The organism is Micromonospora zhanjiangensis, from assembly GCF_042650605.1.
Lineage (GTDB): Bacteria > Actinomycetota > Actinomycetes > Mycobacteriales > Micromonosporaceae > Micromonospora_J > Micromonospora_J zhanjiangensis.
The window spans coordinates 1-14,727 of record NZ_JBHSBN010000038.1 but is presented as its reverse complement, the minus strand read 5'-3'; the positions used below and the strand labels follow the sequence as shown (position 1 = coordinate 14,727).

Below are 14,727 nucleotides of genomic sequence, written 5' to 3'. Positions count from 1 at the left end.
GGGGCGCCGGTCAGGGTCGAAAGACCCGGCCCGCCGGGACGTCCGCACCGCCGGGTCCCCGTTCACCCGCCGTCGTAGGCGCGGCGCATCAGCTCCCGCATGTCGTCGAGCATCGGCATCCGCGGGTTCGCGGGGGCGCACTGGTCCAGATAGGCGTTCATGGCCTGCTGGGGAAGGGCGGCGAGGAACGCGTCCCGGGGCACGCCGGCCGCCTCGAAGGTCGCCGGCAGGCCGACCGCCGCGCGCAGCCGCTCCACCGCCACGGCGTACGACTCGACGCCTTCCTCGGGGGTGGCGGCCGGCAGTCCGAGCATCCTGGCGATGTCCTGGAACCGTTCCGGGGCGGTGTACCGCTCGTACTTCGGCCAGCCGGTCAGCTTGCCGGGCACGGTCCCGTTGTGCCGGATCACGTGGGGGAGCAGGATCGCGTTGGTCCGCCCGTGCGCGATGTGGAACGTGCCACCGAGGGTGTGCGACATCGCGTGCACGATGCCCAGGAACGCGTTGCCGAACGCCATGCCGGCGATGGTGCCGGCGTTGTGCATCTTCTCCCGGGCCACCGGGTCGGCTGCGCCGGCGGTCACCGACCGCTCCAGGTGATCGAAGACGAGTCGAATGGCGTGCAACGCGAGGCCGTCGGTGAAATCGTTCGCGTACACCGACACGTACGCCTCGGTGGCGTGGGTGAGGGCGTCGAAGCCGCTGTCGGCCGTCACCGAGGGCGGCAGGTCGGCGGTGAGCGCCGGGTCCACGATCGCCACGCTCGGGGTGAGCGCGTAGTCGGCGAGCGGGTACTTCTGCCCGCCGGCCGCATCGGTGATCACCGCGAACGGCGTCACCTCGGCACCCGTACCGGAGGTGGTCGGAACGCAGACCAACTTGGCGCGGGCGCCCAGGGCCGGGAACCGGAAGGCCCGCTTGCGGATGTCGGAGAACTTCTCCTTCATGTCGGCGAAGACCACGTCGGGATGCTCGTACAGCAGCCACATGACCTTCGCGGCGTCCATCGGGGAGCCGCCACCGAGCGCGATGATCGTGTCGGGTCGGAACGCGCGGATCACCTCGGCGCCGCGCTGGACGGTGTCCATCGTGGGTTCCGGTTCGACGCTGTCGATGACCTGGATGGTGACCGGAGTCGGGCGGTCGGTCAGGACCCGGCTGATCCGGTCGACGTAGCCGAGCCGGGTCATGGTGGGGTCGGTGACGATGGTGACCCGGGCGACGCCGGGCATGTCCCGCAGGTACCGGATCGCGTTGCGTTCCAGGTAGATCTTCGGCGGGACCTTGAACCACTGCAGGTTGTTGGTCCGCCGGCCGACCCGCTTGATGTTGATCAGGTTGATCGCCGACACGTTGTTCGACACCGAGTTGTGGCCGTAGCTGCCGCAGCCGAGCGTCAACGAGGGCAGGAAGGCGTTGTAGATCCCGCCGATGCCGCCCTGTGACGCGGGCGTGTTCCACATGATCCGGACGGCCTTGACCCGCATGCCGAACTGCTCGGCGACGGCGGCGTCGCCGGTGTGGATGACGGCACTGTGGCCCAGCCCGTCGAATTCCACCATCTGCTCGGCGTACCGGAAGCCCTGCTCCTGGTCCTGGGCGCGCAGCACGGCCAGGACCGGGCAGAGCTTCTCCCGGGTCAGCGGTTCGGCCGGGCCGACCTCGTCGGCCGCCGCCAGGATCAGCGACGTGCCGGCGGGCACGGCGAATCCCGCCTGCTGCGCGATCCACGGCGCGGGCCGTCCGACGGCCTCCGGGTTGATCCGTACCCCGGCGCGGTTCGCGCCGTCGCCGGTCGCCGGGCCGTCGCCGGTCGAGGGGAAGAGGAACCGCTCCAGCAGTGCCTTCTCCCGGGCGCTCGCCAGGTGGGCGTGCAGCCGGCGGAACTCGGCGATCGCGGCGCCGTACACCGCGTCGTCGAGGACCACGGCCTGTTCCGAGGCGCAGATCATGCCGTTGTCGAAGGTCTTCGACAGGACGATGTCGTGCACGGCCCGCCCGACGTCGGCGTCGCGGTGCACGTACGCGGGCACGTTGCCCGCGCCGACGCCCAGGGCCGGCTTGCCCGCCGAGTAGGCGGCGCGGACCATGCCGTTGCCGCCGGTCGCCAGGATCACCGACACCCCGGGGTGGTGCATCAGCGCCCGGGTGGCGGCCAGCGCCGGCTTCTCGATCCACTGTACGCAGTGCCGGGGTGCGCCGGCGTCGACCGCGGCGTCCCGCACCACCCGCGCCGCCTCGGCGCTGCACCGCTGGGCGGCGGGGTGGAAGGCGAAGACGATCGGGTTACGGGTCTTCAGCGCCAGCAGACTCTTGAAGATCACCGTGGAGGTCGGGTTGGTCACCGGGGTGATGCCGGCGACGACGCCGACCGGATCGGCTATCTGTACGATGCCGTCGATCTCGTCCCGGGCGACGACGCCGACGGTCCTCAGGCCCGCCATGCCGTGCGTGACGTGCTCGGCGGCGAACATGTTCTTCACCGCCTTGTCCTCGAAGACGCCGCGGCCGGTCTCCGCGATCGCCAGTTCGGCCAGTGCGCCGTGCCGGTCCAGCGCCGCCACGGACGCCTTGCCGACAATCCGGTCGACGTCCTCCTGGGTGAGCGATCCGTACTCCTCCAGCGCCTTGGCCGCGTCCGCGACCAGCGCGTCGACCGCCAGCTGCGCCGGAGCGGGCACCCGCGCGTCGACCGCCGCGTCCACCGGCGTGATTACCTGGTTCAGCACTGCTCAGTCCTCCTCGCCGGGCATCCGTTCGCCCAGGTCAATCGTGTCCGGCCGGCGGTGCGGGGGCTGCCGGCGAACGGCACCGGGGCGCGGGCCGAAGGTCCCGACCTGCCCGGCCGCCGCCCACGCCGCCGGCGGCCGCGGGTCACCGGCTGTCCGAGCCCGCGTCGCCGGTGTGCACGGCGGCCCGGCCGGCCTCCAGCCGGGCCACCGGGATCCGGTACGGCGAGCAGGAGACGTAGTCCAGCCCCGTGGTGTGGAAGAACCGCACCGACGCCGGGTCGCCCCCGTGTTCGCCGCACACGCCGACCGTCAGGTCCGGTCGCGTCGCGCGTCCCCGGCGCACGGCCAGCTCGACCAGCGCGCCGACCCCGGCGGCGTCGACCGTCTCGAACGGTGACGTGCCGAAGACACCCAGGTCCAGGTAGCGGGAGAAGAACGCGCCCTCGACGTCGTCCCGGGAGAAGCCCCAGGTCAGCTGGGTCAGGTCGTTCGTGCCGAAGGAGAAGAAATCGGCGTGCTCGGCGATCTGACCGGCGGTCAACGCGGCTCGGGGGACCTCGATCATCGTGCCGAATCTGATCGGCGGCGCGTCCGGGACGTTCGCCAGTACCGTCTCGACCTCGGCGCGGACCAGGTCCAGTTCCCGCACCGTCGCCACCAGCGGAACCATGATCTCCGGACGGGGGTGGCCGCCGGCCCTGGTCCGCGCGGCGGCGGCCTCGGCCACGGCGCGCACCTGCATGGCGAACAGGCCGGGAACGACCAGACCCAGGCGGACGCCACGCAGCCCGAGCATCGGGTTGACCTCGTGCAGCCGGCGCACCGCGGCGAGCAGCACGCCGTCCCGGCCCGGGTCCCGGCCCAGGGCCTCGGCGCGGGCCACCCGGGCGACCAGGTCGTCCAGCGCGGGAAGGAATTCGTGCAACGGCGGGTCGAGCAGGCGGATGGTGACCGGCAACCCGTCCATCGCGGCCAGGATGCCGGTGACGTCGGCCCGTTGCAGCGGCAGCAACTCGTCGAGGGCGGCCCGGCGCTGCTCGTCGTCGGTGGCCAGGATCAACCGTTCCACCAGGGACCGGCGTTCGCCGAGGAACATGTGTTCGGTCCGGCACAGCCCGATGCCGGTGGCGCCGAAGCGGCGGGCCCGATCCGCGTCGGCGGGGGTGTCCGCGTTGGCGTGCACGCCGAGCCGGCGTACCGCGTCGGCGTGCCGCAGCAGACGGTCCACGGCGGCGACCAGCGGGTCGCTGTCGGCGGCCAGCTCGCCGTCCAGGTACCGGACCACGGGCGAGGGCCGCACCGCGACGGCGCCCGGGTAGACCCGTCCGGTCGTCCCGTCGATGGAGATCAGGTCCCCGGCGGTCAGCACGGTGTCGCCCACGCACAGCCGGCCCCGGTCCGGGTCGATGCGCACCGCCGCGGCGCCGCACACGCACGGCTTGCCCATGCCCCGGGCGACGACCGCGGCGTGTGAGGTCTTACCGCCGTGGCTGGTCAGGATGCCCTCGGCGGCGATCATGCCGGCGAGGTCGTCCGGGGTGGTCTCCGGTCGGACCAGGACGACCGGTTCCGCCGCCTCGACCGCCGCGGCCGAGTCGAACACGATCCGACCGACCGCCGCGCCGGGTGACGCCGGTACGCCGGTGGTGACCGGCTCCGGGGTGGCGGCGAGGTCGAACGCCGGGAACATCAGCTGGGCCAGCTGCCCGCCGGTGACCCGCCGCAGCGCCTCGTCCGTCGTGATGAGTCCCTCGTCGACGAGCTGCGCCGCGATGACGAACGCGGCCGCCGGGGTGCGCTTGCCGACCCGGGTCTGCAACATCCACAGCTTCCCGTGTTCGATGGTGAACTCGATGTCGCACAGGTCGCGGTAGTGGTGTTCCAGCCGGTCCATGATCGACATCAGTTCGGCGAAACAGCGCGGGTGGCGGCGTTCGAGCTCGCGCAGCCCGACGGTGTCGCGGATACCCGCGACCACGTCCTCGCCCTGGGCGTCGGGCAGGTAGTCGCCGTACAGTCCGCGCCGGCCGGTGGCCGGGTCGCGGGTGAACGCCACGCCGGTGCCCGAGTCGGTGCCGAGGTTGCCGAAGACCATCGCCATCACGTTCACCGCGGTGCCCAGGTCGTGCGGGATGCGCTCCTGCCGGCGGTAGAGCACCGCCCGATCGGCGTTCCAGGACCGGAAGACCGAGGTGATCGCCAGGTGGAGCTGTTCCCGGGGCGACTGCGGGAAGTCCTCGCCGGTGTGCCGGTGGAACACCTTCTGGTACGCCTCGACCAGGTGCCGCAGCTGGTCGGCCGACAGCTCGGCGTCGCTGTCGACCCCGGCGGCGGCCCGGGCCCCGGACAGCTCCGCCTCGAAGTCCTCGCCCGGTACGCCGCACACCGTCCGGCCGAACATCTGGATGAGGCGGCGGTACGAGTCCCACGCGAACCGCTCGTCCCCGGTCTGCGCGGCCAACCCGCCGACCGTGACGTCGGTGAGCCCGATGTCCAGGATGGTCTCCATCATGCCGGGCATGGAGAACTTGCCGCCCGAGCGCACCGACAGCAGCAACGGCCGCCGGGGGTCACCGAGCCGCTTGTCCAGCCCGGTCTCCAGTCTCCGCAGGTGTTCCGCCACCTCGGTGAAGAGGCCGGGTGGCACGGCGCCGGTGGCCAGGTAGGCGCGGCACGCGGCCGTGCTGATCGTGAAACCGGGCGGCACCGGCAGGCCCATCCGGGTCATCTCGGCGAGGTTGGCGCCCTTGCCGCCGAGGAGATCCTTGAGGTCCTTGTTGCCTTCGGTGAAGTCGTGGACGTACCTGGCTGTCATCGCGGTCTCCTCGCCGGGGGGTGAGAACGTTCCACCTCCGTCGTACCGGCCCGGCCGTCGTCGTCGACAGGGTCGGACGGCGGCCCGCGCGGGCCGAAGGTCCCCGAGGATCGCGGTACGGCGGTGACCGACCTACGGCCGCCGCCCGCTCACCGACCGGCGGCCGGGGGCCGGGGTCGCGCGGCCGGCGCGGTGCTGTCCCGGACCACGAGCCGGGTCGGCACCAGGTCGGTGCCGGCGCTGGCCGGCTCGTTCCGCAACTGCCGCAGCAGCGACCGGACGCACCGCCGGCCGATCTCGGCGAAGTCCTGGTGCACCGTCGTCAGCGGCGGGAAGAACGACGCGGCGTCCGGGATGTCGTCGAAGCCGACCACGCTGACCTCGGCCGGGACCGCCCGGCCGTGCTCGTGCAGGGCCCGCAGCACGCCGAGGGCCATCTGGTCGTTTGCGGCGAAGACGGCCGTGCAGTCGGGCAGCGCGGCCAGCCGCAGGCCGGCCCGGTAGCCGGACTCGGCGGACCAGTCGCCACGCTCGACCGGGGGGACCGGGCGGCCGGCCTCGACCAGGGTCTCCCGCCAGGCCCGGGCCCGGCGCTCACCCGCGAAGGACTCGGCCGGCCCGGCCACGTGCCGGACCGTCCGGTGGCCGAGGTCGAGCAGGTGCCGGACGGCCTGGCGGGCGCCGTCGGCCTGGTCGGTGTCGACGACGGGGTAGCGGTCACCGGCGTCGGAGTCGACGATCACGACGTGCACGCCCGGCGGCAGCGCGACCGTGCTGGCGTCGAGCAGGTGGACCTCGATGATGACGACGACGGCGTCGACGGCGAGTTCGCCCATCCGGGTGAAGGCGCCCAGCACGTTGTCCTGGGTGGGCACGCCGACCGGGATGAGCGTGATGGCGTAACCCTCGGCCGCGGCCTGGGTGGCGATCGCCTCGACGGTACGGCTGTTGCCGGTCGAGGAGAGTCCGAACAGGATCACGCCGATGGTGTTGAACTGGCCGTAGCGCAACGCGCGGGCGGCGCTGTTGGGCCGGTAACCCAGCTCCCGCATGGCCGCCAGGACCTGCTCCCGGGTCGCCTCGATGACCCCGGGGTGGCCGTTGGAGACCCGGGAGACGGTCTGCGAGGAGACGCCCGCGAGTTCGGCCACGTCGGCCATGGAGACGCGCTGCTTGCGACGACCGCCGGACACGCCGGAACCGCCGCGCTGCACGCCCGGCTGGCGTTGCCGGGGCGCGTCGATGCCCATCCTTGCTCCCGCCTGCTCCCTGCCTGCTCCCGGCGTCGCCGGTTCCACCCCGGTACGCCCGTGGGCCCTTGACGGCCCTGAGGAAGAGTGCCACCATACCGCAACCCAAGTTTACGTAAACATTGCGGACGGTCATCTTGTCGGCACTTTCCGCAGGCCAGCGGCCGGGCGGAAATGTTTACGTAAACATGACTCGCACCGCCGGAAGGAGCGCAGCGATGGCCTCCGCAGGGCTCGCAACCGCCATGGCACGCCGGCGACCGCCGACCCGGGCCGGCCGGTCCCGGGCCGGCTGGCAGTTCGTCGGTCCGTTCGTGGCGGTCTTCGCGCTGGTCTTCCTCGCGCCGATCGGTTACGCGCTCTACCTGAGCGTGTTCCGGACCCGGCTGATCGGCGGGACCACGTTCGTCGGGGCGCAGAACTACGCCGACGTCCTCACCGACCCGCAGTTCTGGTCGGGCTTCGGCCGGGTGGCGCTGTTCCTCGCCGTACAGGTGCCGATCATGCTGTTCCTGGCCCTGCTCATCGCCCTGGCGATCGACGGTGGCCGGCTCTACGGCAGCGCCTTCTTCCGCATCGCGGTGTTCCTGCCGTACGCGGTGCCCGCCGTCGTCGCCACCCTGATGTGGGGCTTCATGTACGGCACCCGCTTCGGTCTGGTCCGCGACCTCAACCAGGCCCTCGGCGTCGCGCTGCCGGACCCGCTCTCGGCCGACCTCATCCTGGCCTCGATCGGAAACATCGTGACCTGGGAGTTCGTCGGCTACAACATGCTGATCCTCTACTCGGCGCTGCGGGTGGTGCCGCCGTCGTTGTACGAGGCCGCGGAGATCGACGGTGCCGGCCAACTGCGGATCATCCGTGCCATCAAGCTGCCCGCGCTGCGCGGTCCGCTGCTCATCGCCACCATCTTCTCGATCATCGGCAGCTTCCAGCTCTTCACCGAGCCGAGCATCCTGAAGACCCTGGCGCCGAACTCGATCACCACGTACTTCACCCCCAACCTGTACGCCTACTCGTTGTCGTTCAACGGGCAGCAGTACAACACCGCCGCCACCGTCGCGATCGTCATGGGCGTGCTCACCATGATCGTCGCGTACCTGGTGCAGCTGCGCGGCACGCGGAAGGCCGGCTGACCATGGTGACCACCCCCCTCGCCGGCCCGACGGACCGGCCCGCCCCCGGTCGCCGCCGGCCGGTGCCGCGGCGGCGCCCGTCGGCGCGCGCCCGCCGGCGCAGCGCCCCGCTCACCCTGCTGACCGGGCTGGTGCTGGTCTACACGCTGCTGCCGTTGGTCTGGCTGGTGATCAACGCGACGAAGACCCAGGACGGCCTGTTCCGCTCCCGTGGGCTGGGCCTGGACCGGGACTTCGCGCTGTTCGACAACATCGCCCGGACCTTCACGTACTCCGACGGCGCCTACACCCGCTGGCTGCTCAACACCCTGCTGTACGTGGTGGTCGGGGCCGGCGGCGCGACGCTGCTGGCCGCGCTGGCCGGCTACGGCCTGGCGAAGTTCGACTTCCCGGGCCGGCGGGCGGTGTTCGCGGTCGTCCTCGGCGCCGTCGCCGTGCCGGGCACCGCGCTGGCCGTGCCCACCTTCCTGATGTTCTCCCGGCTGGGCCTCACCAACACACCCTGGGCGATCATCGTCCCGTCGCTGGTCTCACCGTTCGGCCTCTATCTGATGTGGACGTTCGCGCGGGACGCCGTCCCGGCCGAGATGCTGGAGTCGGCGCGGGTCGACGGCGCCGGCGAGCTGCGCACCTTCTTCTCCGTCGCCCTGCCGCTGCTGGCCCCGGGCACCGTGACGGTGCTGCTGTTCAACGTGGTGGCCACCTGGAACAACTACTTCCTGCCGCTGATCATGCTCAAGGACCCGGACTGGTACCCGCTGACGCTGGGCCTCGACGCGTGGAACAAGCAGGCCGCGACCGCGGGCGGCGAGGCGGTCTTCAACCTGGTCATCACCGGCTCGCTGCTCACCATCATCCCGCTGATCGCGGTCTTCCTGCTGCTGCAGCGGTACTGGCAGTCGGGTCTGGCCGCCGGAAGCGTCAAGGAGTGACCGGCGCCCGCCGGTCACGAGTCACACCCGCATGAGATCCCCCGCCATGAACACCCCCAGGAAGGAAACGGCCATGACGGTCATCCGTCGTCGCGCGCTGCTGGCCGGCGTCGCGCTGAGCGCATCGTTAGTCATCACCGGCTGTGGTTCGGGCTCGGACAACGCATCCGGCGACACCTCCGGCCCGGTCTCCGAGGCCGACGTGCAGGCGGCCCTGGACGCCGGCGGCAACCTCACGGTGTGGGCCTGGGAGCCGACCCTGAAGAAGGTGGTCGAGGGCTTCCAGGCGAAGTACCCCAAGGTCAAGGTCAACCTGGTCAACGCCGGAACCAACAAGGACCAGTACACCGCCCTGCAGAACGCGATCAAGGCCGGCTCCGGCGTCCCCGACGTGGCCCAGGTCGAGTACTACGCGCTGCCGCAGTTCGCCCTGGCCAAGTCGCTGGCCGACCTCAAGCCGTACGGCGCCGACAAGCTGGACGGCACGTTCACCCCCGGCCCGTGGAACGGGGTCAAGTCCGGTGGCGTCACCTACGGCCTGCCGATGGACTCCGGCCCGATGGCGCTGTTCTACAACAAGGACGTCTTCGACAAGCACGGCATCGCCGTCCCCGCCACCTGGGACGCGTACGTCGCCGCGGCCGAGAAGCTGCACAAGGCGGACCCGAAGGTCTACCTCACCAGCGACAACGGCGACCCGGGCCAGACCACGAGCATGATCTGGCAGGCCGGCGGCAAGCCGTACACGGTCGACGGCACGACGGTCGGCGTCAACTTCGCCGACCCCGGCGCCCAGAAGTACGCGACCACCTGGCAGAAGCTCATCGACGGCAAGCTGCTCTCCCCGGTCAACGGCTGGACCGACGAGTGGTTCAAGGGTCTCGCCGACGGGACCATCGCCTCGCTGACCACCGGCGCCTGGATGCCGGCCAACCTGGAGTCCGGCGCGGCGGCCGGGTCGGGCAAGTGGCGGGTCGCGCCGATGCCGCAGTGGGAGGCGGGCGGCAAGGCCACCGCGGAGAACGGCGGCAGCTCCCTGGCGATCATGAACGCCGCCGCGAACAAGAAGCTCGCCTGGGCGTTCATGAAGTACGCCACCGTCGACGAGGGCGCGCAGACCCGGGTCGACGCCGGTGCCTTCCCGGCCAAGGCGGCGCAGTTGGAGGCGCCCGCCTTCAAGAACAAGGAGTTCCCGTACTTCGGCGGGCAGAAGGTCAACGAGGTGCTGGCCGCGTCCGCCGGACAGGTCGTTCCGGGCTGGTCGTACCTGCCGTTCCAGGTCTACGCCAACAGCGTCTTCGGTGACACCGCCGGCAAGGCGTACCTGGGCAACGGCTCGCTGAGCGACGGCCTGAAGGCCTGGCAGGAGGCCTCGGTCAAGTACGGCAAGGAACAGGGCTTCACCGTCAAGTAGCCCGCGCGGACGCACCGTCCGGCCGACCCGACGGCCGGACGGTGCCGCGGCGGGTGGCATTCGTCAGTACCCGCGAAAACCACCAGTAGGCGTGGAAAACAGGAGTCGTTGTGCAGGAGAACCACGGTCACCGCTGGCTGCGCTGGCCCACCGACCCGACTCGGGCCCGACTCGGATTCGGCGCCGACTACAACCCCGAACAGTGGCCGCGCGAGGTCTGGGACGACGACGTCCGGGCGATGCGGGCGGCCGGCGTGAACATCGTCTCGCTGGCGATCTTCAGCTGGGCCCGGATCCAGCCGCGCGCGGACGCGTGGGACTTCGCCTGGCTCGACGAGATCATGGATCTGTTGCACGCCAACGGGATCGCCGTGGACCTGGCCACCGCGACCGCGTCGCCGCCGCCGTGGCTGACCACCGCGTACCCGGAGATCCTGCCGGTGGACCGCGAGGGACGTACCCTCTGGCCGGGCGGGCGGCAGCACTGGCGGCCCACGTCACCGATCTTCCGGGAGCACGCCCTGCGGCTGGTCCGGGCCCTGGCCGGCCGGTACGGCGACCACCCGGCGCTGGCGGCCTGGCACGTCAACAACGAACTCGGCTGCCACAACGCCTACGACTACTCCGACGACGCCGCGGCCGCGTTCCGCCGCTGGCTGCGGGCGCGGTACGGCACCGTCGAGGCGCTGAACACCGCCTGGGCGACCACCTTCTGGGCCCAGGGGTACGGCGACTGGGCCGAGATCCTGCCGCCCCGGCTGGCGGCCTCGTACCCGAACCCGACCCAGCAGCTGGACTTCAAGCGGTTCTCCTCCGACGCGCTCAAGGACCACCTGCGCGCCGAACGCGCGGTGCTGCGCGAGCTGACCCCCGACGTCCCGGTCACCACCAACTTCATGGTCATGGGCGAGACGAACGGCATGCACTACGCCGACTGGGCCGCCGAGGTGGACTTCGTCGCCAACGACCACTACCTCGTGCCCGGCCCGCAGGCGCTCGACGAGTTGTCCTTCTCGGCCAACCTCACCGGCAACATCGCCGGCGGCCGGCCCTGGTACCTGATGGAGCACTCCACCAGCGCGGTGAACTGGCAGCCGGTCAACGTACCGAAGGTCGCCGGGGCGATGGCCCGCGACTCGCTCACCCACGTGGCGCACGGCGCCGACGCGGTGTGCTTCTTCCAGTGGCGGCAGTCCGCGGCCGGCGCGGAGAAGTACCACTCCGCCATGGTGCCGCACGCCGGCACGGACAGCGCCGTCTTCCGCGCCGTGGCCGAACTCGGTGCCCGGCTGCGCGACCTCGCCGAGATCGCCGGGACGAACCGCCGGCCGGCCCGGGCCGCCATCGTCTTCGACTGGGAGTCCTGGTGGGTCGCCGAACACGACTCGCACCCCACCGACCGGCTGCGCTACCGGCGGGAGGCGCTGGACTGGTACACCGCGTTCCTCAACCTCGGCGTCCGCGCCGACGTCGTGCCGGTCACCGCCGAGTTGGAACGCTACGACCTGCTCGTGGCCCCGGTGCTGCACGTGGTGCCCGCCGCCCTCGCCGACCGGCTCCGCGACTACGTCACCGGCGGGGGACACCTCGTCACCACCTACTTCTCCGGCGTCGTCGACGAACACGACCACGTCTGGCTCGGCGGCTATCCGGGCGCGCTGCGGGACCTGCTGGGCATCCGGATCGAGGAGTTCGGGCCGCTGCGCGACGGGCAGCGGGTCGCCCTGGACAACGGCACCACCGGCACCGTCTGGGCCGACCGGGTCGACGTCGTCGACCCGGGGGTCGAGGTGCTCGCCCGGTACACCTCCGGCCCACCGGCCGGCCGGGTGGCCGTCACCCGCCGGGCCACCGGGCGCGGCTCCGCGGCGTACGTCGCCAGCCGGCTCGGACCCACCGGTCTCACCGCCGTGCTGGCCGACCTCGCCGACCGGGCGGGCGTGTCCAGCGAACTGCCGGCCCCGCTGCGCGGCAAGGTCGAACTGGCGGTACGGGGACCGTACCGGTTCCTCATCAACCGCACCGGACGGACGCTCGACCTGGCCGGCGTGCCCGGGCACCGGATCGACGGCACCGGCACGGTCCTGCGGCCCCGGGCCGTGGCGGTCCTGCGGGACACCGAGACCGGGCCCGCCGGCGCGCCGGCCGGCACCACCACCGACGCGCCGACCAACGGGTACGCCGGCGGCCCGGGTGACCACCGCGAGCCGGACCGGCTCAGCCGAGTGAGCAGGTGACCGCCGGTACGGTGTTCGTCCGGTCGGCGTCGGGCCGGGGTGGTACCCGGTCGGCTACCAGGCCAAAGGGAGCGTGGCGAGATAGCTGTCGAGCTGGTCGGCGATGATCCGGTGGTCGTGCAGCGACGGGTGCCAGTCACAGCCGAGCCGGTCCAGGCCCGGGTCGTCGTAGTACCAGTACCGGACCCGGTCGTCGCCCCGGGCGTTGCGCTCGCGGACGGCCCGCCGGACGGCGTCGGCGAACACCGGGCTGTCCCCGACGGCGGTGGCGCTGAGCACGATCGTCGTGCGCGGACCGTACCGGGCCCGGAGTTTGGCGACGAAGCCCAGGTAGGACGTCGTGTAGTCGGCGACCAACTGGTCCGTGGTCGCCCACCGCTCGCCGGCGTGCAGCGGGGTCGAGAAGTCGTTGATGCCCAGGCCCACCACCACCAGTTGCGGGCGCCAGCCGGCCGGCCGCCGCCACGGCTCGGGACTCACCTCCTGCAGCACCCGGTCGTAGTAGGTGCGGTAGTCCACCTCGGGCAGGGCGCCGTTGTAGTTGCGCACCACACCGAACCCGGACTTCGCGTTGACCTGGTAGTCGGCGCCCAGCCGGCGAGCGGTGATCGCGCCGAAGGCGAGGTCCGCGTCGCTGTTGCGGTCCACCCCGCCGATGGCCGAACAGTCGCGCGTGGTGGACATGTTTCCGTAGCCGGCGGTGTAGGAGTCGCCGATGAACTCGATCTGCCGATGCCGGGCGGCGGGCGGGCTCAGGACGGCGCCACCCGGCACCGCGCGCAGGCCGCCGAACGCTCCGGCGACCGCCGGGCTCTCGGTCCGCTTCACCAGCCGTACGGTGTGCGTGCCGCGGGTCAGGCCGGTGATCCATCTGGTGGTCCGCCCCGGGGTGACCAGGGTCGCCACGGTCGCGCCGTCGACCTGGACGTCGTAGTCGTTGACCGCGTCGTCGAGCGCGAGCCCCACGCCGGTGCCGCGGAACCTGCCCTCGAAGTAGACGCCGGGCCAGGTGTACCGGACCGTGGGGCCGAGATCCTTGACCCGGCCGGCCGTGTGCACCTGGGCCAGCACGCCGGCGGGCGGACGGACCGCCGGCGTACTGGCCCGGTTGCTGCCGGCGGTGCTGCCGGCCGCGACCGCCGGGGTCGGTGCCGGAACGGCCGCCGCGCCGACCGTCAGCAGCACGGCGAGCGCGCCGACGGCTACCGGAACACGTCGATGATTCACCGGGTCTCCTCGTCGTCTGGCGCGCTCGTCGGGTGGGGAGGGCTGTCCGCAGCCTGGAACACTTTACGGATTAAGTCAACAGACGTCGATGTCCTAGTCGGCTCGGGCGCGACCGTCCGGGAGCGGCGGCCGGTCGTGTCGTCGGGCCCGGAGGCCCGGTTCTGGTCGGTGCCCGTACCGGTCGGGTACGCCTGTTCTGCGCCCACCCGCTCACCCGCCGGCTGCTCGCCGAGGCGGCCACCCGGCTGGACCGGCCGCCGACCGGAGGCGGCGCGGTCCGGGCCAGCCTCGGCCTCGGCACCACCACCGGGCACGTCGACCGGCTGCTCGCCGGCCTGCGCGACCTGACCGCCGCGTCCTGACCTCGGCGTCCTGATTGCGGCGTCCTGGCCTGGGCGTCCTGGCCACTCGGGCCGGCCCGGAGTGGATCCGGGCCGGCCCGACGGGGTGTGCGGTCCCGCGGTCAGGGACTGGTGCAGCTGATGTTGGTCGGGGTCTGCGACCCGTCACCGTTGCCGGTGTACCCGAACGACGTCGAACCGCCCGCCGCGATGTTGCCGTTGTACGCGGCGTTCTTCACCGACACCGACCCGCTGGTGCCGGTGTTCACGCCGTTCCACAGGCTGCTGATGGTCTGCCCGTTCGCCAGGGTGAGCCGGACGGTCCACCCGTTGAGGGCCGACGATCCGCCGTTGGTGACGGTCACGTTGGCCTGGAAACCGCCGCCCCAGCTGTTGGTGACCGAGTACGTCGCGCGGCAACCGCCACCGCCCGGCGGCGGGGTCGTCGGCGGTCCGGTGGTCGGCGGTGCGGTGGTCGGCGGCGCGGTGGTGGGCGGTGGGGCGGAACCGTCCACCGTGATGTTGGAGCTGCCGCTGCTCTGGTAGCCCTCGGTGGCCAGGATCATGTAGTCGAAGCTGCCGAGGCTCATGCCGTTGCGGGCCCAGGCGTCGAAGTGGTTGCCGGTGGTGATGGTGCCGCCGG

The 14,727-nt window shown here is 72.1% G+C and carries 9 protein-coding genes and 1 pseudogene; 5 read left to right on the top strand and 5 right to left on the bottom strand.

Features of this window, described 5'->3' with window-relative positions:
• Nucleotides 1–62 precede the first annotated feature (62 nt).
• The 3 genes from adhE to ACFOX0_RS30850 all read right to left on the bottom strand — a co-directional run bounded on the left by adhE (nucleotide 63) and on the right by ACFOX0_RS30850 (nucleotide 6,707).
• Nucleotides 63–2,729 (bottom strand): bifunctional acetaldehyde-CoA/alcohol dehydrogenase, encoded by a 2,667-nt coding sequence (gene adhE, locus ACFOX0_RS30860; protein WP_377552602.1) that lies wholly within the window; start codon nucleotides 2,727–2,729, stop codon nucleotides 63–65.
• A gap of 145 nt (nucleotides 2,730–2,874) precedes the next feature.
• Nucleotides 2,875–5,547, bottom strand: coding sequence for a pyruvate, phosphate dikinase (gene ppdK / locus ACFOX0_RS30855; protein WP_377552600.1), 2,673 nt, complete (start codon nucleotides 5,545–5,547; stop codon nucleotides 2,875–2,877).
• 149 nt (nucleotides 5,548–5,696) lie between these two features.
• A complete protein-coding gene (locus ACFOX0_RS30850; protein ID WP_377552639.1) occupies nucleotides 5,697–6,707 on the bottom strand; it encodes a LacI family DNA-binding transcriptional regulator in 1,011 nt (336 codons plus the stop codon).
• A gap of 308 nt (nucleotides 6,708–7,015) precedes the next feature.
• Between ACFOX0_RS30850 and ACFOX0_RS30845 the strand changes: the two genes are divergently transcribed.
• From ACFOX0_RS30845 to ACFOX0_RS30830, 4 genes are all read left to right on the top strand, one after another.
• Complete coding sequence (locus ACFOX0_RS30845) at nucleotides 7,016–7,933, top strand: carbohydrate ABC transporter permease (protein WP_377552599.1); 918 nt, start codon at nucleotides 7,016–7,018, stop codon at nucleotides 7,931–7,933.
• A gap of 2 nt (nucleotides 7,934–7,935) precedes the next feature.
• Nucleotides 7,936–8,865, top strand: a complete 930-nt coding sequence (locus tag ACFOX0_RS30840; protein WP_377552597.1) for a carbohydrate ABC transporter permease — start codon at nucleotides 7,936–7,938, stop codon at nucleotides 8,863–8,865.
• Nucleotides 8,866–8,938: 73 nt separating this feature from the next.
• Entirely contained in the window at nucleotides 8,939–10,279 is a 1,341-nt protein-coding gene (locus ACFOX0_RS30835) for an ABC transporter substrate-binding protein (RefSeq protein ID WP_377552595.1), read from the top strand.
• A gap of 110 nt (nucleotides 10,280–10,389) precedes the next feature.
• Nucleotides 10,390–12,516, top strand: a complete 2,127-nt coding sequence (locus ACFOX0_RS30830) for a beta-galactosidase (RefSeq protein ID WP_377552593.1) — start codon at nucleotides 10,390–10,392, stop codon at nucleotides 12,514–12,516.
• A gap of 54 nt (nucleotides 12,517–12,570) precedes the next feature.
• On the opposite strand, the gene ACFOX0_RS30825 is transcribed toward ACFOX0_RS30830, so the two are convergent.
• Nucleotides 12,571–13,743, bottom strand: coding sequence for an SGNH/GDSL hydrolase family protein (locus ACFOX0_RS30825; protein ID WP_377552591.1), 1,173 nt, complete (start codon nucleotides 13,741–13,743; stop codon nucleotides 12,571–12,573).
• A 164-nt stretch (nucleotides 13,744–13,907) separates the two neighbouring features.
• On the opposite strand from ACFOX0_RS30825, the pseudogene ACFOX0_RS30820 reads away from it, so the two are divergent.
• Nucleotides 13,908–14,105, top strand: a pseudogene (locus tag ACFOX0_RS30820) (aminotransferase class V-fold PLP-dependent enzyme); the annotation flags it as partial.
• 101 nt (nucleotides 14,106–14,206) lie between these two features.
• Here the strand turns inward: ACFOX0_RS30820 and ACFOX0_RS30815 are convergent.
• On the bottom strand, nucleotides 14,207–14,727 hold a 521-nt coding region (locus ACFOX0_RS30815), incomplete at its 5' end, for a cellulose binding domain-containing protein (RefSeq protein ID WP_377552589.1).

Excerpts from the sequence above, each read along its gene's own strand:
- ACFOX0_RS30835 (WP_377552595.1), top strand. The coding sequence starts at position 8,939 with ATGACGGTCATCCGTCGTCGCGCGCTGCTGGCCGGCGTCGCGCTGAGC.
- ACFOX0_RS30850 (WP_377552639.1), bottom strand. The coding sequence starts at position 6,707 with ATGGCCGACGTGGCCGAACTCGCGGGCGTCTCCTCGCAGACCGTCTCC.
- ppdK (WP_377552600.1), bottom strand. The coding sequence starts at position 5,547 with ATGACAGCCAGGTACGTCCACGACTTCACCGAAGGCAACAAGGACCTC.
- ACFOX0_RS30845 (WP_377552599.1), top strand. The coding sequence starts at position 7,016 with ATGGCCTCCGCAGGGCTCGCAACCGCCATGGCACGCCGGCGACCGCCG.
- ACFOX0_RS30840 (WP_377552597.1), top strand. The coding sequence starts at position 7,936 with ATGGTGACCACCCCCCTCGCCGGCCCGACGGACCGGCCCGCCCCCGGT.